Genomic DNA, 25,175 nt, shown 5'->3' with positions numbered 1-25,175 from the left:
TTCAAAACGTGTGTTAAATGCAAGCGCCGTCTAGAAAGCACGTTTTATGAAAACTCTAAATCAATATTTTTAATGCTGCACGGGTTCAATCACTAAAATCAAGCTTTATGACAATTTCGTGAAGATTGTGATAATGTAACTTTTTATCGTTTCTTTGCTTTATAATGCCATTTTATTTGTATGATAAACTTGGGTTTAGCTTGGAGTTAGTATGGTTTCACGTCGAGATTTTTTAGTAGGGGCAGGCACGTTAGCCTTTTTAGGATTATCAAAAAGTGCCATAGGAAAGGTGTCATTAGGTGATTTAAAAACAACGGCTGTCGGCTTTGGCCCGTTAATTCCCGATCCAGATAAATTGCTCGATTTACCTGAGGGCTTCAGTTATCAAGTCGTTTCAAGTTTAGGTGAGAAAATGTCTGATGGCTTTACTGTACCTGATAAAGCCGATGGCATGGGCTGCCTTGCACTTGGTAATGACCGTGTTGTATTAGTGCGAAACCATGAGCTAAAACCAAAAGATTTAACGAAAGCTGAAGCAAGTATTGCTAACCATAAAACGCCCCTGGCTTTTGATACTAACAGTGACGGGGTGGCGTTACCCGGTGGCACAAGTCATATCGTTTATAACTTAAAAACCCATCAAAAAGAGCAAGAGTACTTGTCATTGGTCGGCACTATTCGTAACTGTTCTGGCGGTATCACGCCATGGGGCACTTGGCTTACGTGCGAAGAAACCACCGATACTAAAGCCGATGGATTTAACCAAGACCATGGTTATATTTTTGAAGTACCCGCAAATAGCAAAGGCTTAATTAAACCTGAGCCATTAAAAGCCATGGGTCGATTTAACCACGAAGCGGCTGCCGTTGATCCGCGCACAGGCATTGTTTATTTAACTGAAGACAAGGGTGATAGCGTCTTTTATCGTTTTATTCCAAAAGAGTATGGCAAGCTGCATAAAGGCGGGCAACTACAGGCTATGGTGGTAAAAGGTAAGCCACAATTCGATAGCCGTAACTGGAACAATAAAGCCATGAGGCTACATCAAGAGCTTGAGGTTGAGTGGGTAAATCTAGATAACCCAGAAAGCCCAAAAGACGACTTACGGCTACGTGGATACAAGCAAGGCGCTGCACTGTTTGCTCGCGGTGAAGGTATTCATTGGGGTGATAAAGAGCTTTATTTTTGCTGTACCAATGGTGGTAAAAAACAACTTGGTCAGGTTATGAAATATCAACCATCAGAATTTGAAGGCACCGATAAAGAAGCACAGCAACCCGGTAAAATCTCGTTGTTTGTAGAAAGTACCAGTAAAACCCTCTACAACTTTGGCGATAACTTAACCGTGTCACCTAATGGGCATTTAATTGTCTGTGAAGACCAATACACCGATGTGGTTGATAACCATCTTCGTGGTGTTACACCTCAAGGCCAAGTTTATAATTTTGCCCGTTTGGTTGCGCAAACCGAGCTGGCAGGTGCCTGTTTTTCACCGGATGGAAGCACCTTGTTTGTAAATGTTTACTCACCTTCTAAAACACTAGCTATAACAGGACCATGGCATCATTTTAGTGTTTAATTCTGTAGGCACTCTTTTATGAGTGCCTCAATTTACTGGAAGCTGTTAATATAGTTGGTCCGCATAGCCATGAATTCTATTTATTCTTACAGTTCACTTTATTAGCATGCTTGGCAATCCACTTAGTCATTTTTTTCATTAAAGCGGGTGGAAAATCATGGCCCATTCCGGGCACAACTTTTAACTTACTGCGCTTTATTAACAGAGCGGTATTGATGCCCGCAGACAGTGGCATAACAGGATCAGCACTGCCGTGGATCACTAACGTTGGGGCTTTGATCTTCTTTAAAAGTTGCTCGCGATAGGGCGTTGCGGCAATGGCTGCAAGCTGACGTTTAAAGCCAGTTTGATTCGTGTGGGCACGCTCAATATAGCGCTCAGCATTGGCATATAAAGCGTGTTCATCTTGTGGGTAGGCCGGGCTGCCAATGAGTTGGTTTAGCCGAACATTGTAATCAATCGCAGCTTCTTTATTACTGCTACGGGGGCGTATTTTAGCGAGCTTTACCAACAGGTTAATGTTTGAACCCGAAAACGATAACGGCGAGCTGCTCGACATAATTGAAGTTAAGCTCAGTACACGTTTTTTATACTTTGCCGCGGCAATTTGCGCAATCATGCCACCCATCGAAGCCCCCACTAAGTGTGCTTTTTTGATATCCAGTGCATTCATTAATTCTTTTACATCGCGAGCCATGTCATCGAGCGAATAGGGCAGCTTTGCGCGAATGGGAAATCGGCGGCTAAGCCAATGCTTTACAAGACTCGGCTTGCCTAACTCATCTAACGATGAAGATAGCCCTGCATCACGATTATCAAAACGAATAACCCTAAAGCCTTTTTCGACCAAGCCAAAATAAAGCGACTCTGGCCAAACGGTAAATTGAGCACCTAAGCCAATAATTAAAATGATCACCGGCGCATTTTTATCGCCTTCATCTTGATAACTAATACTGATACCACTGGCTGTAAGGACATGTTCCATAGACCGACAAATAAGCTTACGCAGGTATCATCAGCTTAGTGTGTGAAGTTGGCAGTTTAGTGACAGCAAGAAAAATAGACAGCACATGACTGCATGCTGTCTATTTTCAGGGAGTTTTCTTAGAAGTAAGCGGTAACGCCAATCCAGAAGTTACGGCCTTTATCTTTAACGTTGTAGTCGTCTGTGAATGTGACTTCACTAATTACACCGCGACCTGTTAGGTACTCATACTCACCATCGCCATTTAGGTCGGTATAGCTTGTGCTATACGAGGTGAAATCTTCGTCTAATAGGTTGTTTACACGGGCATTGATTTGCACGTACTCATTTACATAAAACTGCGCACCTAAATTAAGTAGGTTGTAGTTTTTGTAGTACAGCGCTTTGTCGTGCACGTTATCCCAACCGCGGTAACGGTCTGAACGATATACACCTTGTAGGTATAGGTTCATAAAGTCAGTCGCTTCCCAGTTTAGAGTAAGGTTTGCCATGTGCTCAGCGGAGTTCGTTAGTGGCTGACCTTGCTCTGGGCCGCTCTTTTGTTCGCTATCAGTCCAGGAGTAGTTACCGTTAACAGACACTGTTTTGGTGATAGTATATTGGCCTGCAATTTCAACACCTTGTAGGTCTACTTCGTCGATATTGATTTTTTGGCTATAGCTATCGAAGCCAAGTTGATCGTACTGACCTAAGTTCACACAAGGGCGTACATCGTTAGTTTGCTCACAGCTTAAAATAGTGTCGCCGCTGGCAATTTTGTCTTCAAACTTGGTGTTGTAGTAAGTCACATTGATGTTGTGATCGCCATCAAGCGAAGTCCAGTAAAGGGCGATTTCAGAGTTCACACTGGTTTCTGGTTCTAAATCTGGGTTACCCGCAAACGGGCTTGTGCCTTGACCGCCAAATCCGGTGATACCGTCGTAAAGATCAGTGGTTTGTGGTGTTTTATAACCCGTACTTACACCCCCTTTTAGCGTCCAAGTGTCGGAGAGGTTATAGACACCGTAAACGCGCGGTGATACTTGGCTACCAAATACATCATGATCATCGTAACGAGCGCCTAATGTGAAGGTAAAGTTGTCGGTTGCCATCCAGTTATCTTCGGCAAAGATTGAGTACATGTTTTGCTCTTGTACTTTACCTGCTTGGTCACTTTCAAGACCAAATACACCGTCTTTTAACTCGCCATCAATTAATTGACCACCAATTGCTAGATTATGGCTACCAAAGCTGCCTGTGATAGGAATATCAAAGCGTAAGTCATAGGTATACTGGCTGCTTTCTAGTGGGCGAGCAGGGCGTGGTAAGAATGTTTCTTCAGCTAAGTCTTTACGTGCTTGCTCGTCCATTCCTTCATATTCGCCAGTACCATCGTACATAGCTTGCAGCTCTAAGCGCTCGCTTACACTTAGCGGTAAAGTACGGCCATTATTTTGTGTATCAACATAAGAAACCGAGGCCTTCAGCGTTGCCCAATCAAGCTCGCCATCGTAGCTGAATGACCACCATTCGCGATCAAACTCTTGGTCTGCTGCATAACCTGCACGCGGGTTTACTTGGCCGCGGCGGTCTTGCCAAATTGATTCAATATTATCTTTAGTGCCAAGTGGGTAAGTAATGGTGCCTGATTCAATGTCGTAGCTTGGCGTGTTGTCGTAAACTTGGCTTGAGTTATCATAATCAAAACGTAAATGATGAGACTCAAACGGAGTATAAGTTAACGTAAAGCCATACTGCTCGTTGGTGTTATCAACGGTACGGCCACCACTCCCAAAGCCTAATGAACGAATATGTACAACACCATTAGGATCGGTTGCTGGTTCAAATGTTGGCGATGATGCTTGTTGCTCGTAAACACTGCCGCGTACACCTAAACTTAAAACGTCTTTGATAAGCGGGCCCATCACACTAAAGTCAGTGGTGATGTCATCACCAAAATCATCGTTTTGTTGTAATGAACGACTAAATGAAACAGCACCGCTCCAGCTATCAGTGTGCTTTTTAGTGATGATATTGATTACACCACCCAGTGCATCTGCACCATAAAGCGTTGATGCAGGGCCGCGAATAACTTCAACACGCTCAATGGCATCAACTGGTGGTACGTGGTTAAACGCGTTGCCACCAAAATTGTTTGGATAAATATCGCCATGGTTATTTTGGCGTTTACCATCAATGAGTAACAGGGTGTATTCACCTGTTAAACCACGCATACTCACACTGCCTTGGCCGGTTTTATCACGAGTTGTGCCAATGTCGATACCTTCTAAATACTGAACAGCATCAAGCACTGAGGTGAAGGCATGAGACTTAATATCTTCATTGGTGATAATTGAAATACTTGCAGGTGCTTCGGTAACTTTTTGCTCAAAGCCTGTTGCAGTAATCACTAAACGTTCCATATCTTGTTTAGGCTTAGCGTCATCAGCAAAGGCTGAAAAATGTGTTGCTATGGCAAGCGCCAGTAAGCTTGGTTTTATTGATTTCATTGTAGGTTTCCAGTTCTTTATGTTGATTTTCCCTTTGAGGAACGGTGCGTATAGTACAGAAATTAAAAATACAATCAATAATTATTCGTATTTAGATTTTTTTAGTCTTTAACTCATTAAATAATATTTTTAGTTGAGTTGTTTTGGTTCTTAGCTAATTAATGCGGTGTTACAAATGAGCTGTAGATTAAATACTCTTAGCAGAGGTTATTGAGGTATATTGTTTTAACCATCACAATTAAAATTTTAGTAATGAATTCAGATATCTCTTTAGCGCGCTTTAAGCAATTTCCTGTGCTTATGTGGATCTTCTTATTTGGCTCGTTTATTACCCGTGGCAGTTATTACATGGTGTGGCCATTTCTTGCGGTGATCTTGTACGAAAAGTTTGCGTTATCGGCGACTGAAGTCGGTTTGGTACTTACCAGTGCTGCCGTGATTTCGGTGTTCACCAGTTTTATTGGTAGCAGCCTATCAGATAAAGTGGGCCGGCATACGCTGATGTACATTACCGGCGTGCTGTATATCATTTCTTTCTCGCTGTTGGCTGAGGTAGAAACCGTGGCCGGTTATGTGATTGTAATGACCTTATGCTCGATAGCAACCGCACTTTGGCGACCATTAACCAGCGCGGCGATTGGCGATATTATTGATGATGCACAAACTCGTGAGCTGGCCATGCAGTCGCTGTACTTTATTGTTAATGTGGGCTGTGCGGTGGGTCCATTAGCTGGGGTATGGCTAGGTTTAACAGGTGAGCAGTCGAGCTTTTATATTACCGCAGCAGCATTTGCTATTTTATTGGTGCTACTTGTTTGGGGCTTTAATTTTAGTGATAAAGCTGCAAAAAATACTGCCGCAATTGACGAGCCCGAAGAGAAAAAGCCAGCTGTACAGGGCAAGCAAATCTTACGTATTTTATTTGCCGATAAACTGCTGCAATGTTTAATTTTAGCCAATATTTTGTGCATGTTTATTTATGCGCAAATGGATAGTTCACTCATACAATACCTCACTCGTGCAGAGGCACCCGACCTACTTGGATTGATTTCTGCGCTGATATTTACCAATGCGTTAGTGATCATTTCAAGCCAATTTTTGCTGTTAAAAATGATGGCACGATTTAACTTAACGGTGCGAATTCAAATTGGTTTAGTGCTATTAATGGTGTCGCAGTTTTGGCTAGCACTTAATCCGATCGATTTATTTTGGGGCTGGATTGGTGCAATAGTGGTGATGAGTTTGGCCGAAACCATTTTATTTCCGACGATGAACGTGCACCTCGATAGGCTCGCGCCATCTCATTTACGTGGAGCTTACTTTGGCGCGGCTTCGTTTTACGATTTAGGGTTTGCTTTAGCGCCGATCGGTGGCGGTTTAATTTTAGATTATTACGATGGCCCAACCTTGTTTTTTGTCGCGGGAGGGCTTTGCCTTGTGGTGATTTACTTATACGCCATACTTGAAAAGCTACCCAGACCAGATTTTGCAAACTCATTATCAAAGTAAATTTATAACGTGAAATTGCACAACAGCTGCTACCTTTATAACTCACACATTTAACGTTGAGGTGTAACATGGCTGTTTCTGCAATCCCAAAAGGTTTCCATGCGGTAACCCCGTATTTGGTTATTGAAGGTGCCACTAAGGCGATAGAGTTCTACAAACACGCTTTTGCTGCTGAACTTGTAATGCAAATGCCTCTGCCTGATGGTGGGGTAGCGCATGCTGAAATAAAAATTGCCGATTCTCATATTATGCTTTCTGATAATTGCCCTGATGTGCAATTTAAGTCGCCGCAACAACTTGGCGGTACACCGGTGAGCATTATGCTGTATGTTGAAGATGTCGATGCTGTTTTTGCTAAAGCCTTGTCGCTTGGCGCGAAAGAGCTGCGCCCCGTGCATGATCAATTTTATGGCGACAGATCAGGGACTTTAGAAGACCCTTTTGGCCATATTTGGACTATAGGCACACACAAAGAAGACCTCAGTGAGCAAGAGCTGATGCAGCGAATGAGTGAGCTTATGAGTAAAGAGCAAGATGCTTAAAAAGTTGTTTCAACCGACATTCCTATTTGCCATGAATCAACGTCTTGGTAACTGCCAAGTGGCGTACTAAAGTCGATATGGATAACGTTATCGTTACTTGAGCGCGATGAGTAGAGGCGAATACCCACACCCGCACTGGTTAGCATTGAATCTGAAATATTCGCAGTTTCAGTGCTGCCAAATGCCTGCCCAACATCAACAAAGCCAACAAAGCCTACATCTACGAACTGATACAAATTAATATTAGGGTACATTCTTAGTTCAGCCGTCGCTTGTACGCTTGAAGTACCATGTTGGTAACTTTCTGGGAAGCCACGCATGCCTTCTTCACCGCCAACAGCCAGCGGTTTATCAGCAAATTCATGATTTTGCCAATGACCATTTACATGCGCATAAAAAGCAAATGAGTCTGACCAGCGATAGTTCATTTGTGCTTTTGAATAGATAGCTAAGCGGTCATCAAGCTCAGTTCCGACATTGCCTTTGATTCCAGCGGCAAATCGATACAAGGCGTTATTGTTAAACCACGCTTTGGTAAGGTTTGTATCAAATAAAAAGCCTTGGCCAAAATTTATGGTATCGATGGCAAACTTTGAATTTAGCTCCCAACCTAGGTTAACGTCTTCGTTGTGGTTTATTAGGTCAATATCGTGCAAAACGGCGTAATTGTCTTCTAGCCAATGTAATCCGACCCAAGGCGCTGCAATAGTGTAATCGTTAAGGCCTGCAAGCAAAGGCTCTGTTTCAAAAGGTCGGTAACTGACATCTTGGTAATCAATCCCAGCAAGCCAGTGAAAGGTTTGCTGGCTGTCTTGCGATAAAATTCCGCCGTAAGCAAACTGGGCGATTAATTCATCAGTAAAAAACTCTGAACGAGTCATGCCATTTTGATAGATATAACTTTTTTGCTTTTGTGATTGTGCAAAGTAGCGCATTAGTGCGTCACTACTGCGTTGATAAAAAGGCTGATGATAATCCACTAAAAAGACTTGCCCGTCATCGTAATCATCAGCTTGTAAAGTGAGAGTTGCATGAGGTTGCCAAGGCACTGGCATCTGCAGTACTGAGTGGTAGCCAGAGCGTTCATGATCTGATTTATACTTTAATGATGCACGAATACCGTACCCTAAAAAGTTTTCTTCTTTAAAGCCTAAGCTGTACTTATTATTGCCGCTACTACGCCCAAAATTAATGGTTGGTAATAAACTCCAGGTATCCCACGTATCGATTTGCACCACGCGGGGTTCATCTTCAAGGCAGTCGTTTGTATAGCTAATTTTGGCATCTCTTAAGTATTTTTTGCTGCGTAGGATGCGCTCTGCTTCTTGAAGCTGACGTTCGCTAACTTGGTCGCCTTCTTTAAAGGTTATCTGTTCGCTGATTACGTTTTTCTTGGTATCAATATGTAGCCAATTGATAAAGCGGTGCAGTGCAGTCGTTTCAGGATCATTGGCGTCAAAAATCGTGTGTGTATCAATGTTGAGTTTATCAACGAAGATGTCTTTATCTTCACTCAACTCAGTTGTAGGTTTGCTTTTTACTTCACAAACAACATCTAAGCTTAAAGGTTCTTTTGCATAAACTGTCCCTGTAGCAGTGCATGAAAATAATAAAACGGAGGTTATTTTATTCATCTTTGTTATGCCTACTAAATACCAAGGAGACGCGGCGATTTGCTTTATCAACCTTTAAATTCTTTATAGTTCTCAGCATAAAATCGCTAACTTAAGAAAAACTTAACTAAAACTTAAACTTGATTGAAGATTGTAAGGTTATGATTAATAAGGGATATGATAATCAACTAAGGCGAAATTAATCGTGAAATAGCTGGCTTACGTATGATTTCTTAAGGTTTCTAATAGAGTAAGTAATGAAAAAGCGTGTTTTATATTGGCTGCGAAATGATTTACGCCTAGTCGACAATGAAATTCTATCTGAGTTAGCTGATTTTGATGGTGAGCTTGATTTAGTGTTTGTGATTGAACCACGCTGGTTTAGGCAAACTAACTATCAGTCGAAATCGTTTGGTACGCATAAATTCAACTTTTTACGAAAGAGTCTCGCGGCATTTGCACAAGCAGTTGAGAAGCTTGGGCAAACACTGCATGTGATCACTGGTGAGCCTGAGCAAGTAATTAGTCAGCGATTGCAAAAATATGAAATTGAAACATTGGTTTGTACTGAGCAGGTTGGTGTTTACGAGCAAAAGCAGCTCAATAAAATCAAAGCATTATACCCACATGTGACGGTGAAAACCTATCAGCAAGATACCTTGTTCAAGGCAAGTGACTTACCTTTTCAACTTGATAACCTACCAAAAAACTTTACTGCTTTTCGTAAAAAGGTAGAAGCTGAGCCAACCTTTATAGCAGCGCCTTTGCCAGCAGTAAGCCTTTTGCCTCACCCAGTTCAGCTATGTCCTGAGCAAGCTATAGATGATGTTCCTGCTCACTCAGGCAGTTTTAAAGGTGGTTTAATTGCAGCTCAGCAGCATTGCAATGCTTACTTTTCGTCTAAAGCGCCAAGCAGTTATAAAGAAACGCGTAACGAGTTAGATGGTTTTAGTAACAGTACCAAGTTTAGTGTATGGCTCGCTGGTGGCACAATTAGCGCAAAACAGCTGTACAGAGAGGTTGAAGTATATGAGCTTAAAAACGGGGCGAATGAGTCTAGTTATTGGATAAAGTTCGAATTACTGTGGCGCGAATACTTTAAGTGGCATGCAGTACAGGCTGGTGCAAAACTTTTCCATTTTAAAGGGCAAAAGCAAAGTGCGCCTCTGACTACCTTTAATAGTCAGCGTTTTGAGGCGTGGTGCCAAGGCCGCACGCCGTTTGCTTTGGTGAACGCAATAATGCATGAGCTTAATGCGACAGGCTATATTTCTAATCGCTCGCGCCAAATTGCGGCAAGTTGTTTGGTCAACGAACTTGAGCTTGATTGGCGCTATGGTGCGGCTTATTTCGAGCAACAGCTCATTGATTATGATGTAGCAGCTAATTGGGGGAATTGGCAATACATTGCGGGTGTCGGTGTTGACCCCAGAGGAGGGCGGCACTTTCATATTAATAAGCAAACAGCGCTGTATGATCCTTTGGCTCGTTTCATTCGCAAATGGCAAGGTGATGTTACCGTCTCTGAGCTTATTGATGTTGTCGATGCAGCTGATTGGCCAATAGCCACTTAGCTGTTGTAGATCAATATACTTGCCTACTCTGTTAGAGGTTTTATTGTTTGTTAACTAATATAAATATAGAGGCTTGATTGGTGCCATTGGGTTAGCGAGCAAGGAAAACTATGATATTTAGTGAAGGCTATGAGACGGTCAAATCTAAGCTAGGTTTAGATGTGGCTCAATTAATTCTTGATGGCAGTGATGCAGGCATTTGGCTTTGGAATATACAAACCGGCGAAACAATTTTTAATGATAAGTGGGCTAAAATCGTTGGCTTCACCTTAGACGAATTAAAGCCTGTATCGATAGAAACATGGATGAATTTAGCCCACCCAGATGATTTAGAAAATTCAGAAAAGCTTCTTAATGCTCACTTTCGTGGTGAGTCTGAGCGTTATATTTGTGATGTTCGTATGAAGCATAAAAAAGGGCACTGGGTAAAGGTGCTTGATAAAGGTAAGGTGCAAAGCTGGGATGAAGCAGGTAATCCTGAATGGATGCTAGGGGTTCACATTGATATTACAGAACAATGGCTCAAAGAACGTGAAATAGAGTTTTTGCACGCTAAGCTACAAACCTTTACTGACAATCTTCCCGGGTTTGTTTATCAATTTGTAATTGATGAGCAAGGCCATGCATCATTTCCTTTTGCAACAACTAAGGTGGTTGATATTTATGGGTGTACACCTGAAGAAATAAAGCAATCGGCCAGTATCTTAACAGACACAGTTCATCCAGATGATTATGAACGTATTTACAAAAGTGTTGTGCGGTCACGCGTTAGTCTAGACGATTGGCATGAGGTTTTTCGGGTTAATCATCCAACCAAGGGATTAATATGGGTTGAAGGCAAGTCTTCACCTGTAGCACATAAAGATGGAAGTGTTGAGTGGAATGGGTACTTAGAAGATGTTAGCGAAGAAATTAAAAATAACGAGCAAATAAAACTACTTACAGCTGTTTTTTCGACAACCAGTAGAGGCATCATAATCACCACCTCAGAACCTAAAATTGTTGATGTAAACCCTGCTTTCGAACAGATAACGGGATTTAAAAAATCTGAAGTTTTAGGAAAAAACCCTGCCATTTTATCTTCTAGCCGTCATCCTTGTGAGTTTTTTAAATCTATGTGGCAGACATTACTTGCTGATGGCTCTTGGCAAGGAGAAGTGTGGAATAAACGTAAATCAGGCGAGGTCTTTCCTGAGTTATTATCGATTGATGCTTTATATGATGACAGCGGCAATGTAAGTCATTACATTGGCGCATTTGATGATATTTCACAAGAGGTGGCAAACAGACAATTATTAAGTGAATTAGTCAATCAAGACCCATTAACTAAATTACTAAACCGACGCGGCTTAGATATTCAATTGAATGCATTTTCAATGCAAGCGCCCGTTGAGCATAATCACTTTTCGTTAATCTATATAGACCTCGATAACTTCAAACTTGTTAATGATACTTTTGGCCATGAAAAGGGCGATAATTTACTGTTAGATATCAGTGAGCAACTTTCATTACAGTTAAGAGATAATGATGTGTTGGCGCGTATTGGCGGGGACGAATTTGTTATTCTACTGCCGACCTTAGCAAAACGCTTTGTTTGTCAGGATATTGCCGAGCGCTGTCAAAAAGCGGTTGAAGCAGTTGCCAAGCGTTACGCAACATTGTTACCCGTTAGTGCAAGTTTTGGTATTGCGATGTTTCCAGAGGATGGTAAAAATGCCAAACAGTTGCTCGCCTCAGCTGACGAGCAAATGTATAAAATGAAGCTAAAGAACAAATCATTACCACTCGGTTGATATTTCGACGCTAGGTAGTTTATTTAAAAGCGGTAGTAAGGCGCGCTCTTTGCGTAAATCTTTGCGTTCGTTTTCTAAATCTTTGCGTTCTCGATAAAGCTCTTTTTGCTGGCCATTATCAAGCTGGTTGCTATTTAGCTCTGCGCGAATATCTTTTAAGCGGCGGTCAATGTCGTCAATTCGCTCATCAATGTATATCAGTCTTTGCTGTACTTCGTACCTATCATTACCTTCTTGCCATGCTTTACGAAAAGCAGTGCTGTTACAAACGCCATTGTAAGATGCGCCTTGCATGCCAAGGGTAAAGCCATTTTCGGGCTCACAATACACCGCCAGACCCTGATCATATCCCACTTTATATTCAGCAATATTGGCACTTACGCCATATTCGCTGCATTGTGATAAGGCATCTATGCCATCACGATACTCAGTGCCATCTGCACCATGCTTATAACCAATACCATGCCAATTGGCTTGTAAACATTCATCTTTACTTACCGAGGTACAGCCTGCTAATACGGTTAAAGGAAGCAGGGCAAGGATCCATTTTCTCATTGAAATTTCAGCTTGAACTATTAATAACTTACTTGATTCTAGCCTGAAATATTATTTTTTAGAAAGTTGTTTTTGTATTTCATAACAATGCCTTCACATGATTAAGTATTATTGCCGATTAGTATCCATCACCACTGACAGAACCGCTGGGCGATGCGAATATTTGGCTGTGCATTTTTTAAATGTACTAATTGCAATATACATAACGCGGTAAAGTGACTGCGTTTTATAAGCTGATGACGGTCAAAGCGCATGATCTCGTACCATAGCTTAAACAGCTCACCAAAACGCATCAGGTTGTTATTGTTAAATTGCCACTGCGACTGGTAGTTTACTTTGATTGGGCAGGGCATATGGCCTGGATAGGCTTGCCATGGTGCAAGCATGGCACGCGGATAACTGGTTTTCAGCCAGCGCTGATAAAAACGGTGCTTACGTACATATTCAACTGGGACAGCTAGAGGATATTGCAGTACTTTCCACGAATAAAACGGATGAAAGAACTCCATTTTAAACTCGCATACTTGCTCGTTTGGAATGCTCAAATGATGGTGCTGATCATTGAGTAGCAAAAACAATTGAAATGCTTTTTCGAGTGGTAATTCAGCCAAGGGTTTAAAACTAAGTTTTAGATTATCAATTAGCTTTTGTTGCAGCATAGATGCATTATGAACCACTGACTTTGGCAAATAAGCGTACTGCTGATCTAAATAAGCTTGAATGAGTTTATCAAGATTGTTTTCTTTTGCCGCAGCGTAAATAGCGTCGCCATAAAACACCGCACCTAAGCCAACACTGCCGCCATTACCAGACCAACTAATTTGTGGTCTTGAAACGGTTTTATATTCATTGTGATGTGCTTTGCGCCAGTATTTGCCAAGGCGCTGCTCAACAGAGAGCTTTTGCGTGTCGCGTACTTGCACTACTTCAAGTTTAAGGGCATTTTGCGAAGCATATTGTTTTGCGCAGTAGAGATCTTGGCTATCTGATTGCGAAAAATTAAACGACTTTAGCTGAACCCCTTGGCGTAATAGCTCGCAGTTAATTAACCGTGAATCTAAGCCGCCCGACAGGGTACTGAGCACTTTTCTATCGGTGTGCATCGCTTTTGTGACAACACTGCGAAATGCCTGAGTAACGCCTTCAATTGCATCGGTCACTTCTCGGTTTTGTTTGGCAAGGGCGACCCAATCAAAGTAACGTTGCTTTACCACGCCGTGGCTGGCATCAAAACGTAATATTTCGCCTGGGTATGAGCATTTAATGTTTTTATAAGGCGTGTGATCTAAAAGCGGGTAGCCAAGTACCGCAAGCTCTGTGAGTGCTTCGGCATCGCTTTCAAGCTCAATACTTAGCTGTTTAAATATCCCCAAGTTGGTTGAAAACAGTATGCCTTGCGCCGTTTTTAAGGTGTAAAATGGTTTTAAGCCAAGTGGGTCTGTGGCAAGGACTAAGCTGCCTAATTGGCTATTAAACTGGCAAAAGCTAAATACTCCTTCACATTGCTGCAAGCAGGTGTTGAGCGAGCTTGTATTTGCCATGGCCTTTAAATCATCACTACGAGAGCTACTGAGTAAGGGATGACCAATCAGCGTTGCAATTTGCGACTCAGTTTGCAACCAACTCGCTTGTTGGTATGCATCAAAATCATATTGAAAAATAGCTCCATTATCACAATCAAAGCGCTTAACATCTGCTTTTTTATAGAGATTAAACACATCAGCTATTTGATTAATATAATGAAATTCTGTTTTGCCTAATTCATTGAATTGGATATAACCTGCGATAACAGCCATGTTAACCACCTTTTCGTTTGCTAACTTACTAGTAAAATTGCAAGCCATAGGCCAAAACGAATAAAGGCCTTAAACAAGGCCTTTGGGTAACATTACAAAAGCTGATCAGCGATTGTTAAGTTGTTGGTTGATCTCATCAAATATACTGGCATCATCAATGGTAGATGGAATTTGTAGTTCTTCACCATCGACCAATTGACGTAAGTTCTTTCTGAGTATTTTCCCTGAGCGGGTTTTTGGTAAGCGCTCAACATGCAAAATGTTTTTTAAGCAGGCAATGGCGCCAATTTGATTTCTTACCGAGTGAACTAACTGTTGCTCGACTTCTTTGCTATCGCCAAGGTAATCATCTTTGAGCACTATCATCGCCATAGGTAATTGCCCTTTGAGTGCATCATTAACCCCAAATACTGCGCATTCAGCAACAGCAGGGTGGGCTGCTACAATTTCTTCCATCTCACCGGTTGATAAGCGGTGCCCCGCCACGTTAATCACATCGTCGGTACGACCCATAATAAATAGATAACCATCATCATCAATATAGCCGCCATCACCAGAGAGATAATAACCCGGGTACTCGCTTAAATAGCCCGCTTGAAAGCGTTCATTGTTTTGCCAAATTGTAGGTAAACAGCCCGGTGGTAGGGGAAGCTTTATAACTACAGCGCCGCTTTCGTTTGCTGCGCACTGCTCACCGTTCATATCAAGAATTTGTAAATCAAAGCCCGGTGTTGGTACCGTAGAGCTGCCCGGTTTAGTGGCAAGTTGTTCAATACCAATTGGGTTACACGCAATTGCCCAACCTGTTTCTGTTTGCCACCAGTGGTCGAGTACGGGCAAGCCCGTTTTGTCTTTTAGCCACTCATAGGTGGGCGGATCGAGGCGCTCGCCGGCCAAAAATAAACGCTTTAAACTTGAGGTGTCGTATTGTTTAAAGCCCTCAGCGTTAGGGTCTTCTTTTTTAATTGCGCGAAACGCAGTAGGAGCACTGAATAAGGCGCTGACTTTATAATCTTCGACAACACGCCAAAACGCACTGGCATCAGGGGTTCTAATAGGTTTGCCTTCATAAAGTACGGTGGCACAGCGATAAATGAGCGGCGCATATACAATGTACGAGTGACCAACTACCCAGCCAATATCAGAAGCTGCCCAAAATACCTCACCGGGTTTCATGCCATACACGGTTTCCATGCTGTAATGCATTGCAACTGCGTGCCCCCCGTTTTCTCGAACCACCCCTTTAGGAGTTCCTGTAGTGCCTGATGTGTAAAGAATATAAAGCGGGTCGTCACCTGCAACAGGTACTGCAGCGACTGCACTTGCTGCCTCAGAGGCTGATTGCCAATCGATGTCTCGGCCATCTTGCATCTCGGCGATGGCTTGTTCACGCTGAAATACAATACAGTGTTCAACAGCATGCTTGGCGTTGTCGAGTGCTTCATCAAGCAGTGGCTTATATTCAATTACATGATTGATTTCGACCCCGCAAGACGCAGTAAGCACAAGCTTAGGCTTTGCATCATCAATACGCACCGCGAGTTCGTGCGGTGCAAAACCACCAAATACAACGGAGTGAATGGCACCGAGGCGCGCACACGCCAGCATACCAATAACCGCTTGTGGGATCATTGGCATATAAATGACTACGCGGTCACCTTTGCTTACGCCAAGGGATTGCATGAGACCTGCAAATTTAGCTACCTGAGTTTGTAACTCCCCATAAGTGTATTGTTGTTTGGTATTGGTAACAGGGGAGTCGTAAATCAGTGCAGTTTGGTCGCCAAAGCCTGCTTCGACATGTTGGTCGAGGGCTAGGTAACAAGTGTTTAGCTGACCATCGGCAAACCAATGGTAAAAATCATTATCGTCATATTGATAAGGAGCACTTGGCTCTTTAAACCAAGGAATTCGTTTACTTTGCTCAAGCCAGAACTGACCGGGATCGCGCTGGAACTGTTGATATTGTTGTTGATATTCGCCCGCCATTGTGAGGCTCCTATACTTTTTAGTGAGAGACCCTAAAAAATGTAGGTGTTTTTTTGATTAAATAATATGCGACCTTGGTCGGCATTAATTGGGCTAGATGTAATGAAACCGCCCGGTTTAGGGGCGATTTCAGGGAGTTGTGATACTAAACCTGTTGTTCACTAATAAGCGGTAAGCAAATGAGGATCTTAACGCCACCTAACTCACTGTGCTCAGCTTTTATAGTGCCTTTGTGTGTTTCAATCAGGCTTTTACAAATCGCCAGTCCAAGGCCTGAGCCCCCCGTTTGACGGCTGCGCGACTTATCAACGCGGTATAAGCGTTCGAATATTTCAACTAACTGATTATTGGTAACGCCGGGTGGGGTATCTTCAATGCTAAAAGAAATGCTCTGCTCTGAGGCTGTCGCTACAAATTTAATTTTGCCGGGTTTATCAGTATAAAAAGTACTGTTTGATAAAAGGTTAGTCAGTACTTGCTTAATTTTATCGATATCCCATGTCACCTTGATATCAGCAGCAACGCGAATGTTACTGGTAAATTCAAAGCCTTTGTTTTCTACAAAAGCAGCAAAGTCTTGCTGCCAAACGGATAATACATCAGCAAGTAAATAGGGTTTTAAGTTAAGGTACAGGCTATCTGAATCTGCTTGTGCTAGTTGATGGATATCACGGATCAGTATATTGATATCGGTAAGTTTTCGATTAATTGCATCGTAAGAGGCATCAACGTCTTTGGCGATATTGTATTGCAATGCTTCAACTTGCAATTGTAGTGCTGTGAGTGGCGTGCGAATTTCATGAGATACATCGGCTAGTAAGCGGTTCTTTTTATCAACAACTTCTTGGAGTAGCTGTGCTCGTTCGCTGGCAAGTTTACGCTTTTTAAATGAGCGGTAGCCAAAGCCTGATATCAGTAAAATCACGCAGCTTAAGCCCAATAACCACGCTTTAAATTGCCATTCACTTTCGCTTAGTTGGGCGGCTTGAATTTGCTTATCAGCACTCAATTGATTGATTTCTTGCTGATTTCGCATAAAAGCCACTTGGCTTTGCATTGCGGCCACGGTTAAGTCGTGCTGATTTTTACCGGTATTATCTTCAAGGGTTTGATAGCGACTTTGCGATTCAAATGCTTGTTTATACAGTTGTAATGCAAGGTAAGAGTCAGTGAGTAGTTTATTTAAGCTGATTTGATCTTCAACATCTTGCAGCTCATCAGCCTGTTTTAAAGCCTGCTCTGCGGTTTTAATTGCTTCAGCGTGATCATCAAGGGCTTGATAAATACGTGTTTGGGTGATCCCTAAAGACACTAAGTGTGATCGAAAATTATAGTCAGTAGCGATTGCTAAAGCGCGATCAATATATGCTTGCGCTTCACTAATGTTGCCTTGTTTTAAAGCAATTAACGCCATTAAATTATACGAGCGACATAGCCCTGTGTTTGAAGATGATTGTTGATAATAGCTAATCGACTTCTCAGCGTAATCGGTGGCTGTAGCAAGTTCACCTTGTTTAAGTGCAGCATAGCCAACTTTCATGGCACTATTACCAATATCGACTTTAGAGCCAATTTCTAAATCCAACACGTGAGACATTTTAAAGTGCTTTAACGATTGAGCACTGTCGCCCATACGGCGGTAAACTTCGCCAATTTCGTAAAGCGAATCGGCTATGCCTTTTTTGTCATCAAGCTTTTGATGCAAAGAAAATGATTGAGTTAAACTTGCAAGCGCCGCATTGTGATCGCCAATAATGGCTTCGATTATTCCTAAGTTTAGTAATGCCGATGCATACGATTTTTCATCATCAAACTCATGTAAGATATTAACAGATTTTTGTGCCTCATTTAGGGCGGCTATGTATTTATCTTGCCAGCGTAAAATGGCTGCTAATCGCTCATAGGACTGGGCAATCAGCATAGAATCTTGTATCTGTTTGGCAATGGATAATGCATCTCGGTAGTGCTGCTCTGCTGTTAGAAAGTTACTTTTTCTACCTTGTGCGTAACCCTGAATAAGCATTGCTCGTACCGTTACAGCCTGATTGTTCTGTGTTTGTCCGTAATCTAGTAGTTGCTCTGCATAGCTCAGTGCTTGGTCATAATCGCCATTGCTTACATTCATAAACGCCAACGATTCGAGCGCTTCTTGAATGATCTGTGGCTGATTGATGAGGGTTGTATCGTTAGTTAACTGCTCAAATATATCCGTTGCTTGGCTTGGATCACTGTTACGTAGCAATTGTGCTTCGTTTAGTTTTTCTTGAGCCTGTTCAGGAGTTATTGCAAAGGCGCTTAACGATAGGCAGCTAAGGGCGCAAGCCAAAGCTAAGCTTTTGTAAAATAATGGAGTATTTTTCATTTTTTATTTGGGTAAAGGCAACTGCCATTTTTGTAAAATTGCTTGGTATTGACCGCTTTGCTTCAAAGCTTTAACTGCATCAGTTAATTGTATAGCGAGTTGTTTGTCTATATTAAGGTTTGCAGCGAGGTAAAGGCCTGAAGGAAAGTCGTCTAAGTGCAGGCTTTTATGAATGTCACTAGGGTCAACTCCAGATAATGCCAGTTCGTTTTGCAAGGTTAGAGTGTTGGTAAGCACAAAGTCGATGCGCTCTTTTTCAAGCAATTGCCAAAGTTGATGATAATGACTGACTAGCACCAAGTTTTTATCTTCATTAAATCCCGCTTGCTTCAAATAATGTTCACTTGAATAGCCTCGAATAGTCGCTACACGGTACTGCTGGGCTTGCTTTAAGCTAAATATTTTGTGGCTTTTACTCGATAGATCCACTAAATAAGCATCTGAAAAATAGGTTTGTGCTAACCACTTAAACCGGCTTTCACGAGCTGGATTTTTTAGTAACGAAATCATTAACATGTTTGGATTGTTTTCAAGCTCATAGAAAGCCCGTGCCATTGGCATAATTCTGAATTCGCCGGAGATGTTTGCGCGTGCCAGAGCTGTTTTTACTACTTCAACAAGCGCACCATCAGCTTCGCCTTGCTGATTTTTAAAATGGTACGGTGGTAAATCTTCGGCAAGAAAGGTCAGTGTTTTCGCAGCCGTCGCACAACTGATGAAACAAAGCAGGGTAGCAATCAGAAATGAGCGGAGCAGCATAAAGACCCTTTATCCTTAAACAAGTTATTAACATATTAATTAATATTAGTGAAAAGGTATAGGTTTTTAGCTGCTGCGTAAGATTTAGTTACTTTTTTTACTGCGAGGAGCACCCAGTAAAATACCTATATGACAAACACATACAGATAAAAATGCGCTTACGCCAAGTGCGCCGCCGTAGCCATGCAAACGTGGCACCAAGTATTCAAACAACATTGCAAATAGTAACGAAGAAATGGCTAACGTGAAGATACCAAAGCGCTTTGGTGCGCTCATGCCAATGAAAGTCCCGCCAAAGAAAGCCACGCTGTAGAGCTCCACATCAACAGATAAAAGGCTCAAGACACTAAATGCAATAATGCTGGTAGCCGCTGATGCACGGATGCCATCAAAGCGATTATGATGCGCTAAAAAGTACGTTGAGTAGGCACCTAATAAAGCGGTAATAGCAATAAATAAATCCATTAAAAGACCCCTTTTGCCAGCATATAAAGCGCTACACTGGCAAAAGCAACGCTACCAAGACGACCACCAAAACCTGCAAATAGATTCATAGTTAATACGTAAAGGCAGGCACCAATTAAAGAGATAAAGCTCAGTTCCCAGTAGCTGTTGATTAAACTTGATGAGCACATGCCAGCAAAGCTGCCTGCGTATATGGCTGCATAAGGGTGATTACCAAAACGAGCAGGAAAAGGAATGAATGTGCCAACTAACCCAGTAACTGCGGCAGATAAAACAAGGGCAACATTAGCTTGGTCATGAAGTAAAAAGCAGGCAAAACAGCCAACAGAAAAGGCCAAAAACTTGACCATGAAAAATGTAATATGCGCCATTAATTGACGATACACCTCGCTTAAGTAGGTAAACGAGGTGCATTATCTCATTGATGCGTTTAGTCCTGCAACTGCGCTTTGGCGGGTATTGCTGCTACTTTGGTATGGTGACCATACAAAGCAACAATTAAAAAGCAAACAAGTGGTACAACAAACGAAACCGCAGTGTTAAAGGCATCTATGGTTGCGGCTTGGATCAGCGGTAAAAATGCGCCTCCTAAAATAGCCATTACTAAGCCTGCTGCACCAACTTTTGCATCTTCACCCAGACCTTCAAGTGCTGTGCCGTAAATGGTTGGAAACATCAAAGATAGACAGCTCGAAATAGCAACAAGTGCGACTACGCCCATTAAATTAACTTGCGTTGCAACAATAAAACAAAGTACAGCTGCAACTAAAGCCATAAAACGCAGTAATTTAACGCCGCTTATAAAGCGCATGAGCCATGTCATAATGAAGCGAGATACTAAAAATACCAACATCGAATATTGTAATACTTGGCCACCAGTCACCTCTGTGGTGTTAAGTGCTTCCATGGTGTAGCCAATGGTGTAGGTCCATACACAGGTTTGAGCGCCAACATTAAAAAATTGTGCCAGTACACCAAATCGATAATGCTTGTTTTGATACAAATGTTGAAAGGTCTTTTTAAGTTTGCATGGCTGCGCTGTTACTTTTGTTTCTGTTGCAGGAGAGCGGCTAAAGAAGATACATAGCCATAGTAAGATTAAACAACAGGCCATACCCACATACGGCACCATCACAGCATCGAGTTCTGCACTAACAACGGCTTTTAGTTGCGCTTCACTCATCAGGGCACGGCTTGCGCTATCAGCTTGATTTAAGTTCGGTAAAATCAACGTCGCCGCTAAAAACACACCAATATTAGTCCCAACGGGGTTGAAAGCTTGTGCCAGGTTAAGTCTGCGGGTTGCTGTTTGCTCGCATCCTAACTGCATGACATAGGGATTTGCAGAGGTCTCTAAAATAGATAAACCACCTGCAAGTATAAACAAGGCCAATAAAAAGTGACTATAGAGCATGGTTTGGCTAGCAGGGTAAAACAATAAAGCACCACAGGCGGCCATGGCTAAACCTACTAACAGCCCCGTTTTATAATTAAACCGTCTATTGATCATTGCCGCCGGTAAAGCTAGGCAAAAATAAGCGCCATAATAACTAAACTGCACCAATGCTGATTGCAAGGCACTCATCGAAAATGTTTTGCTAAAAACTTTCACTAATGGGTCTGTCATATTCGCCGCAGTACCCCAAGCAGCAAAGCAAATTGTAAGCAGAATAAAAGGCCATAGCATTTGGCGCGATACAATAGCGGACTGTGTTTGCATAGTTCACCAGATTAATGTGTTCATATTGTTGTGGCCGACAGTATTCACGACTACAAATAATAAATCAACCTAGTTGATTTATTATTTTGACTGGTAGATAGTACTCCAAACAGGTCTAATAGGCCGCTTATCAGGTTGTATCAAGAAGGATGTTATGAAGAGCAGTTTATCGCGAGCACCAAGAAGCAATAACGAGCGCGCAATTTTAAGTTTAATTAGGCAGCAGCAAAGCATGCCTAAGGCACAAATAGCGAAGGCGTTAGCTTTGTCTGCTCAGGCGGCAACAGTGAATATCAACAAGCTCGAAGAAGATAAGCTATTGCTTCGTGATGCACCTGTTAAAGGCCGAGTAGGTCAGCCAAGTGTGCCATTTAGGCTTAACCCTGATGGCGCGTTTAGTTTTGGTTTAAAAATCGGACGACGACGCTTCGATCTGATACTCGTTGATTTACAAAGTACGCAAAGAGCGTCTGTATCTTTGGAGGTGAATGAGGCATCGGTTGATGAGCTTAAAGTATTTTTAGAAACACATATTCCTCAATTAATCAGTCAATTAGAACCTGAGCTGCGCCCACATGTGTGCGGGCTTGGGGTCGCTATGCCATTTGATATTTGGCAATGGCAAGCAACTTCAGACTCAGCAAAAAATCCCCTCAGCCAATGGCAAAACTTTGATTTGAAAGGCTACTTAGAAAGTCAGTTTCAGTTACCTGTTTATATTAGTAACGACAATAACGCAGCCTGCTGTGCAGAGTTAAGCCTAGGAAATCCTAATAACTATAGCGATTTTTTATATGTCTATTTAGGGGCTTTTTTAGGTGGCGCTGTGGTGATTAACCATCAGCTTCTTGAAGGCAAAAGTGGTAATGCCGGTGCAATAGGATCCATGCTAAACGCTGAACGCGAACAGTTACTTAGCCAATGTTCGTTACTGTCATTGCAAAGTGAGTTTGATAATGCGCAACTTGGCATTTCTGTGTATGAGCTAACAGACAGTCAGTTTGCAGAGCATAAACGGCTAGTTCAGCCTTGGCTTGAAAAAGCCGCAGAGGCTATCAGTATTGCCATGCATAACAGTTTAAGTTTGTTAGATATGCAAGCTGTGATTATTGATTCGCCGTTACCGAGTAAAGCGCTTGAACAGCTCAAGCAGTTATCAATTGCAGCATTTGCACGCTTAGATAGTCGTGGACTACGTAGCTGTGAAGTGAGTTTAGGTGTGTGCGGAGAAAAAGCGCAGTCGATAGGCTCTGCCCAACTTGCGCTTAGTCATCATTATTTTTAAACAGGAGTGAGCAGCTCACTCCTGTTTAATTTATTACTTCTGATATTGTTTGAACCACGCAAGCGTGTATTCAATTTTCGAAATCATACGCGATGGACGACCCGCAATACCATGTGGTGAGCCCGGTACACGAATAAGTACGGTATCTACCTTTTGCAGTTTTAATGCTTGATAGAATTGCTCTGATTCTGAAATTGGCGTACGGCGGTCTTCTTCACCTGTCATGATCAATGATGGCGTGGTTACGTTACCCACTAATGAAAGCGGCGAACGTTTCCAGTAGTGTTCAACATTATCCCATGGCATGCCCGGGAACTGGTTACGAATTTGACCAATGTAGCTGTCGGCAGTCAGTGTTTTACTTAACCAGTTGATCACTGGTTTGGTAATTGCAGCCGCGTTGAAGCGGTTTGTTAAACCTACAGCATAAGCTGTTGCAATACCACCTGCTGAACCACCAGCAATAAATAAGTTATCTTTGTCGATAAACCCTTTCGCGATCATGGCATCAACCGCTGAGTTATGGTCTGCAAAGTCTTCTTCTGAGCTGTATTTACCATCCAGTAATAAGGCAAAGTCTTTACCGTAACTTGTTGAACCACGGTAATTTACATATACAACCACATAACCTTCAGCGGCATAACGTTGTAATTCAGCAGTAAAGCTTGGGCCATAGGCTAGATGTGGACCGCCGTGAATTTCAACCATTAATGGGTATTGCTTGCTCCCATCAAAATCAGGTGGCGTGATGTACCAACCTTGAATGGCTTGGCCGTCAAACTGCGACTTAACATTCAGCTCGTGTACTTTACCTAGCTTTTTATGGCCTAATATATCTTCATTTAATGAAGTAAGCGTTTTAGTTTTACCTTTGTATAGGTAGCCTAAATCAGCTGGGCGATACTCGTTGCCTTTTGTATAAGCAATTGCGCCATTGTTGGCCATGCTAAAACTACCGCTAACATACGGGCGACCAATTGAAGTGCCCGATAGCGTATCAGTTAAATCAGTTACCTTACCGCGGCTGGTTACTTTAGCGAGCTTACGCTTACCAAAATCATCGTATTGAATAACAAAGTCGCCATCGCCTGACCACTTATAATCAGCCACTGAACGGTCTAATTTTTCAGTAATATGCTTGATTGATTTATCATCTAAATCAAGTAATGACAGCGTTGAGTTAATATAAGGCACAGGGGCGTTATCACGAGCAACAAAGGCTAGTTCATCACCGTCTTTAGCATAACGCGGGTTACTTTCTCGGCCCGGTAAATCTGTTAGCTGTGTAAGCTCACCTGATTTTACGTTAATTTCATAAAGGTCTGACTCAGTAGTGCGGTATTCCCAGTCATCATTGCGATCAGCAGAAAAAGCCAGTTTTGTGTTACTTGGATCCCAAGCAAGTGGACCATAGTGCTGATAATCACCCGATGTTAATTGGCGTGGTGTGCCACCCGAAACAGGAATAACAAAAACGTGACGATATGAAGGTTCTAAAAAGCCCGCACCATCAGCTTGATAACGCGCTTTTTCAATTACTTTAACTGGTTTTGACCACTCGGCGCCTTTTGGTTTTTTTGGCAGCTTTACTGATTTAGCGAACGCAGATTTACCTTCCGGAATGCTCATAGTGAAGGCAATTTGCTCTGAGTCATTCGACCAAGTTAAGTTACGTACTGATTTTGGTAGTTGCGTTAAAAGCGCTTGTTTGTCTTGCGCTAACCAATAAACGTGAAGTTGATTTGAGCCGCTTGAATTGCTGGTAAAAGCAATTTTTTGGCTATCTGGAGACCAAGTTGGTTGGCTGTAGTTATGTTCATCAGAAAACAGCGGCGTGTGTTGACCAGAATTTAAATCGTACAGCCAAAAGCTACGTTTGTTGCCATCTTTCATGATGTCGTAGCCGCTACGCACATAAACAATTTTTTTACCGTCTGGGCTTATTTGTGGGTCGCCTGCGTATTCAAGTTGAAAAATATCTTCAGAAACAAATTTGTCGTTAGCATATACCTGAGCTGTTGTTGCTGCGCACAGCAAGCTGGCTCCAATAAAAATTGATTTTTTTAATTGCATGGAATGGTCTTTTTTTAGCCGTAAAATTTTATCCTAAAAGCAGACCATGCTGTGCGCAAGCACATTGAGATAAAGTTGCATTTACCC

Annotated in this window: 18 protein-coding genes; 6 read left to right on the top strand and 12 right to left on the bottom strand. The window is 42.3% G+C overall.

Annotated features, from left to right (window positions below):
* The first annotated feature begins 211 nt into the window (after positions 1–211).
* On the top strand, positions 212–1,579 hold the full coding sequence (locus tag L1267_RS09140) for an alkaline phosphatase PhoX (RefSeq protein ID WP_235382630.1): 1,368 nt from the start codon (positions 212–214) through the stop codon (positions 1,577–1,579).
* A gap of 76 nt (positions 1,580–1,655) precedes the next feature.
* Here L1267_RS09140 and L1267_RS09135 read toward each other — a convergent pair whose 3' ends face one another.
* Both L1267_RS09135 and L1267_RS09130 read right to left on the bottom strand, forming a co-directional pair.
* Entirely contained in the window at positions 1,656–2,564 is a 909-nt protein-coding gene (locus L1267_RS09135; protein ID WP_235382629.1) for an alpha/beta fold hydrolase, read from the bottom strand.
* A gap of 119 nt (positions 2,565–2,683) precedes the next feature.
* A complete protein-coding gene (locus L1267_RS09130; protein WP_235382628.1) occupies positions 2,684–5,053 on the bottom strand; it encodes a TonB-dependent receptor domain-containing protein in 2,370 nt (789 codons plus the stop codon).
* A 252-nt stretch (positions 5,054–5,305) separates the two neighbouring features.
* Here L1267_RS09130 and L1267_RS09125 point away from each other — a divergent pair, with 252 nt between their 5' ends.
* Together L1267_RS09125 and L1267_RS09120 are read left to right on the top strand one after the other, a co-directional pair.
* Positions 5,306–6,562 carry an MFS transporter gene (locus tag L1267_RS09125; RefSeq protein WP_235382627.1) on the top strand — a complete coding sequence of 419 codons (1,257 nt, stop codon included), beginning with the start codon at positions 5,306–5,308 and terminating at the stop codon, positions 6,560–6,562.
* Positions 6,563–6,630: 68 nt separating this feature from the next.
* Positions 6,631–7,104 carry a VOC family protein gene (locus L1267_RS09120; RefSeq protein WP_235382626.1) on the top strand — a complete coding sequence of 158 codons (474 nt, stop codon included), beginning with the start codon at positions 6,631–6,633 and terminating at the stop codon, positions 7,102–7,104.
* Here the strand turns inward: L1267_RS09120 and L1267_RS09115 are convergent.
* Positions 7,101–8,738 carry a hypothetical protein gene (locus L1267_RS09115; RefSeq protein WP_235382625.1) on the bottom strand — a complete coding sequence of 546 codons (1,638 nt, stop codon included), beginning with the start codon at positions 8,736–8,738 and terminating at the stop codon, positions 7,101–7,103. The genes L1267_RS09120 and L1267_RS09115 overlap by 4 nt on opposite strands.
* Before the next feature lie 236 nt (positions 8,739–8,974).
* Here L1267_RS09115 and L1267_RS09110 point away from each other — a divergent pair, with 236 nt between their 5' ends.
* Both L1267_RS09110 and L1267_RS09105 read left to right on the top strand, forming a co-directional pair.
* Entirely contained in the window at positions 8,975–10,291 is a 1,317-nt protein-coding gene (locus L1267_RS09110; RefSeq protein ID WP_235382624.1) for a DASH family cryptochrome, read from the top strand.
* Between the two features lie 110 nt (positions 10,292–10,401).
* Complete coding sequence (locus L1267_RS09105) at positions 10,402–12,084, top strand: sensor domain-containing diguanylate cyclase (protein WP_199526803.1); 1,683 nt, start codon at positions 10,402–10,404, stop codon at positions 12,082–12,084.
* Here L1267_RS09105 and L1267_RS09100 read toward each other — a convergent pair.
* From L1267_RS09100 to fucP, 8 genes are all read right to left on the bottom strand, one after another.
* Complete coding sequence (locus L1267_RS09100; protein ID WP_135925740.1) at positions 12,070–12,639, bottom strand: DUF2799 domain-containing protein; 570 nt, start codon at positions 12,637–12,639, stop codon at positions 12,070–12,072. The two genes, L1267_RS09105 and L1267_RS09100, sit on opposite strands and share 15 nt — an antisense overlap.
* Before the next feature lie 128 nt (positions 12,640–12,767).
* Complete coding sequence (locus L1267_RS09095) at positions 12,768–14,435, bottom strand: asparagine synthase-related protein (RefSeq protein WP_235382623.1); 1,668 nt, start codon at positions 14,433–14,435, stop codon at positions 12,768–12,770.
* A gap of 105 nt (positions 14,436–14,540) precedes the next feature.
* Positions 14,541–16,424: an acetate--CoA ligase gene (locus L1267_RS09090; protein WP_235382622.1), complete on the bottom strand. Its 1,884-nt coding sequence runs from the start codon at positions 16,422–16,424 to the stop codon at positions 14,541–14,543.
* 145 nt (positions 16,425–16,569) lie between these two features.
* Positions 16,570–18,786, bottom strand: a complete 2,217-nt coding sequence (locus tag L1267_RS09085; RefSeq protein WP_235382621.1) for a tetratricopeptide repeat protein — start codon at positions 18,784–18,786, stop codon at positions 16,570–16,572.
* Positions 18,787–18,789: 3 nt separating this feature from the next.
* Positions 18,790–19,545 carry a substrate-binding periplasmic protein gene (locus tag L1267_RS09080; RefSeq protein WP_138556599.1) on the bottom strand — a complete coding sequence of 252 codons (756 nt, stop codon included), beginning with the start codon at positions 19,543–19,545 and terminating at the stop codon, positions 18,790–18,792.
* Positions 19,546–19,629: 84 nt separating this feature from the next.
* A complete protein-coding gene (locus L1267_RS09075; RefSeq protein WP_135925735.1) occupies positions 19,630–20,010 on the bottom strand; it encodes a hypothetical protein in 381 nt (126 codons plus the stop codon).
* A complete protein-coding gene (locus L1267_RS09070; protein WP_135926302.1) occupies positions 20,010–20,360 on the bottom strand; it encodes a hypothetical protein in 351 nt (116 codons plus the stop codon). Before L1267_RS09070 ends, L1267_RS09075 begins: the two co-directional genes overlap by 1 nt.
* A gap of 80 nt (positions 20,361–20,440) precedes the next feature.
* Complete coding sequence (gene fucP / locus L1267_RS09065; protein ID WP_235382620.1) at positions 20,441–21,730, bottom strand: L-fucose:H+ symporter permease; 1,290 nt, start codon at positions 21,728–21,730, stop codon at positions 20,441–20,443.
* A gap of 154 nt (positions 21,731–21,884) precedes the next feature.
* Between fucP and L1267_RS09060 the strand changes: the two genes are divergently transcribed.
* Positions 21,885–23,015: an ROK family transcriptional regulator gene (locus L1267_RS09060; protein ID WP_235382619.1), complete on the top strand. Its 1,131-nt coding sequence runs from the start codon at positions 21,885–21,887 to the stop codon at positions 23,013–23,015.
* Positions 23,016–23,048: 33 nt separating this feature from the next.
* Here L1267_RS09060 and L1267_RS09055 read toward each other — a convergent pair whose 3' ends face one another.
* Complete coding sequence (locus L1267_RS09055) at positions 23,049–25,088, bottom strand: S9 family peptidase (protein ID WP_235382618.1); 2,040 nt, start codon at positions 25,086–25,088, stop codon at positions 23,049–23,051.
* Positions 25,089–25,175 lie beyond the last annotated feature (87 nt).

It is taken from the genome of Pseudoalteromonas sp. OFAV1 (assembly GCF_021532595.1).
In the GTDB taxonomy this organism is placed as follows: domain Bacteria; phylum Pseudomonadota; class Gammaproteobacteria; order Enterobacterales; family Alteromonadaceae; genus Pseudoalteromonas; species Pseudoalteromonas lipolytica_C.
The sequence above is the reverse complement of the archived record's forward strand: the minus strand, read 5'-3'. Positions and strand labels throughout refer to the sequence as shown.

What these genes read in the sequence shown, in the direction of transcription:
- L1267_RS09140 (WP_235382630.1), top strand. Translation starts at nt 212, where the DNA reads ATGGTTTCACGTCGAGATTTTTTAGTAGGGGCAGGCACGTTAGCCTTT.
- L1267_RS09135 (WP_235382629.1), bottom strand. Translation starts at nt 2,564, where the DNA reads ATGGAACATGTCCTTACAGCCAGTGGTATCAGTATTAGTTATCAAGAT.
- L1267_RS09130 (WP_235382628.1), bottom strand. Translation starts at nt 5,053, where the DNA reads ATGAAATCAATAAAACCAAGCTTACTGGCGCTTGCCATAGCAACACAT.
- L1267_RS09125 (WP_235382627.1), top strand. Translation starts at nt 5,306, where the DNA reads ATGAATTCAGATATCTCTTTAGCGCGCTTTAAGCAATTTCCTGTGCTT.
- L1267_RS09120 (WP_235382626.1), top strand. Translation starts at nt 6,631, where the DNA reads ATGGCTGTTTCTGCAATCCCAAAAGGTTTCCATGCGGTAACCCCGTAT.
- L1267_RS09115 (WP_235382625.1), bottom strand. Translation starts at nt 8,738, where the DNA reads ATGAATAAAATAACCTCCGTTTTATTATTTTCATGCACTGCTACAGGG.
- L1267_RS09110 (WP_235382624.1), top strand. Translation starts at nt 8,975, where the DNA reads ATGAAAAAGCGTGTTTTATATTGGCTGCGAAATGATTTACGCCTAGTC.
- L1267_RS09105 (WP_199526803.1), top strand. Translation starts at nt 10,402, where the DNA reads ATGATATTTAGTGAAGGCTATGAGACGGTCAAATCTAAGCTAGGTTTA.
- L1267_RS09100 (WP_135925740.1), bottom strand. Translation starts at nt 12,639, where the DNA reads ATGAGAAAATGGATCCTTGCCCTGCTTCCTTTAACCGTATTAGCAGGC.
- L1267_RS09095 (WP_235382623.1), bottom strand. Translation starts at nt 14,435, where the DNA reads ATGGCTGTTATCGCAGGTTATATCCAATTCAATGAATTAGGCAAAACA.
- L1267_RS09090 (WP_235382622.1), bottom strand. Translation starts at nt 16,424, where the DNA reads ATGGCGGGCGAATATCAACAACAATATCAACAGTTCCAGCGCGATCCC.
- L1267_RS09085 (WP_235382621.1), bottom strand. Translation starts at nt 18,786, where the DNA reads ATGAAAAATACTCCATTATTTTACAAAAGCTTAGCTTTGGCTTGCGCC.
- L1267_RS09080 (WP_138556599.1), bottom strand. Translation starts at nt 19,545, where the DNA reads ATGCTGCTCCGCTCATTTCTGATTGCTACCCTGCTTTGTTTCATCAGT.
- L1267_RS09075 (WP_135925735.1), bottom strand. Translation starts at nt 20,010, where the DNA reads ATGGATTTATTTATTGCTATTACCGCTTTATTAGGTGCCTACTCAACG.
- L1267_RS09070 (WP_135926302.1), bottom strand. Translation starts at nt 20,360, where the DNA reads ATGGTCAAGTTTTTGGCCTTTTCTGTTGGCTGTTTTGCCTGCTTTTTA.
- fucP (WP_235382620.1), bottom strand. Translation starts at nt 21,730, where the DNA reads ATGCAAACACAGTCCGCTATTGTATCGCGCCAAATGCTATGGCCTTTT.
- L1267_RS09060 (WP_235382619.1), top strand. Translation starts at nt 21,885, where the DNA reads ATGAAGAGCAGTTTATCGCGAGCACCAAGAAGCAATAACGAGCGCGCA.
- L1267_RS09055 (WP_235382618.1), bottom strand. Translation starts at nt 25,088, where the DNA reads ATGCAATTAAAAAAATCAATTTTTATTGGAGCCAGCTTGCTGTGCGCA.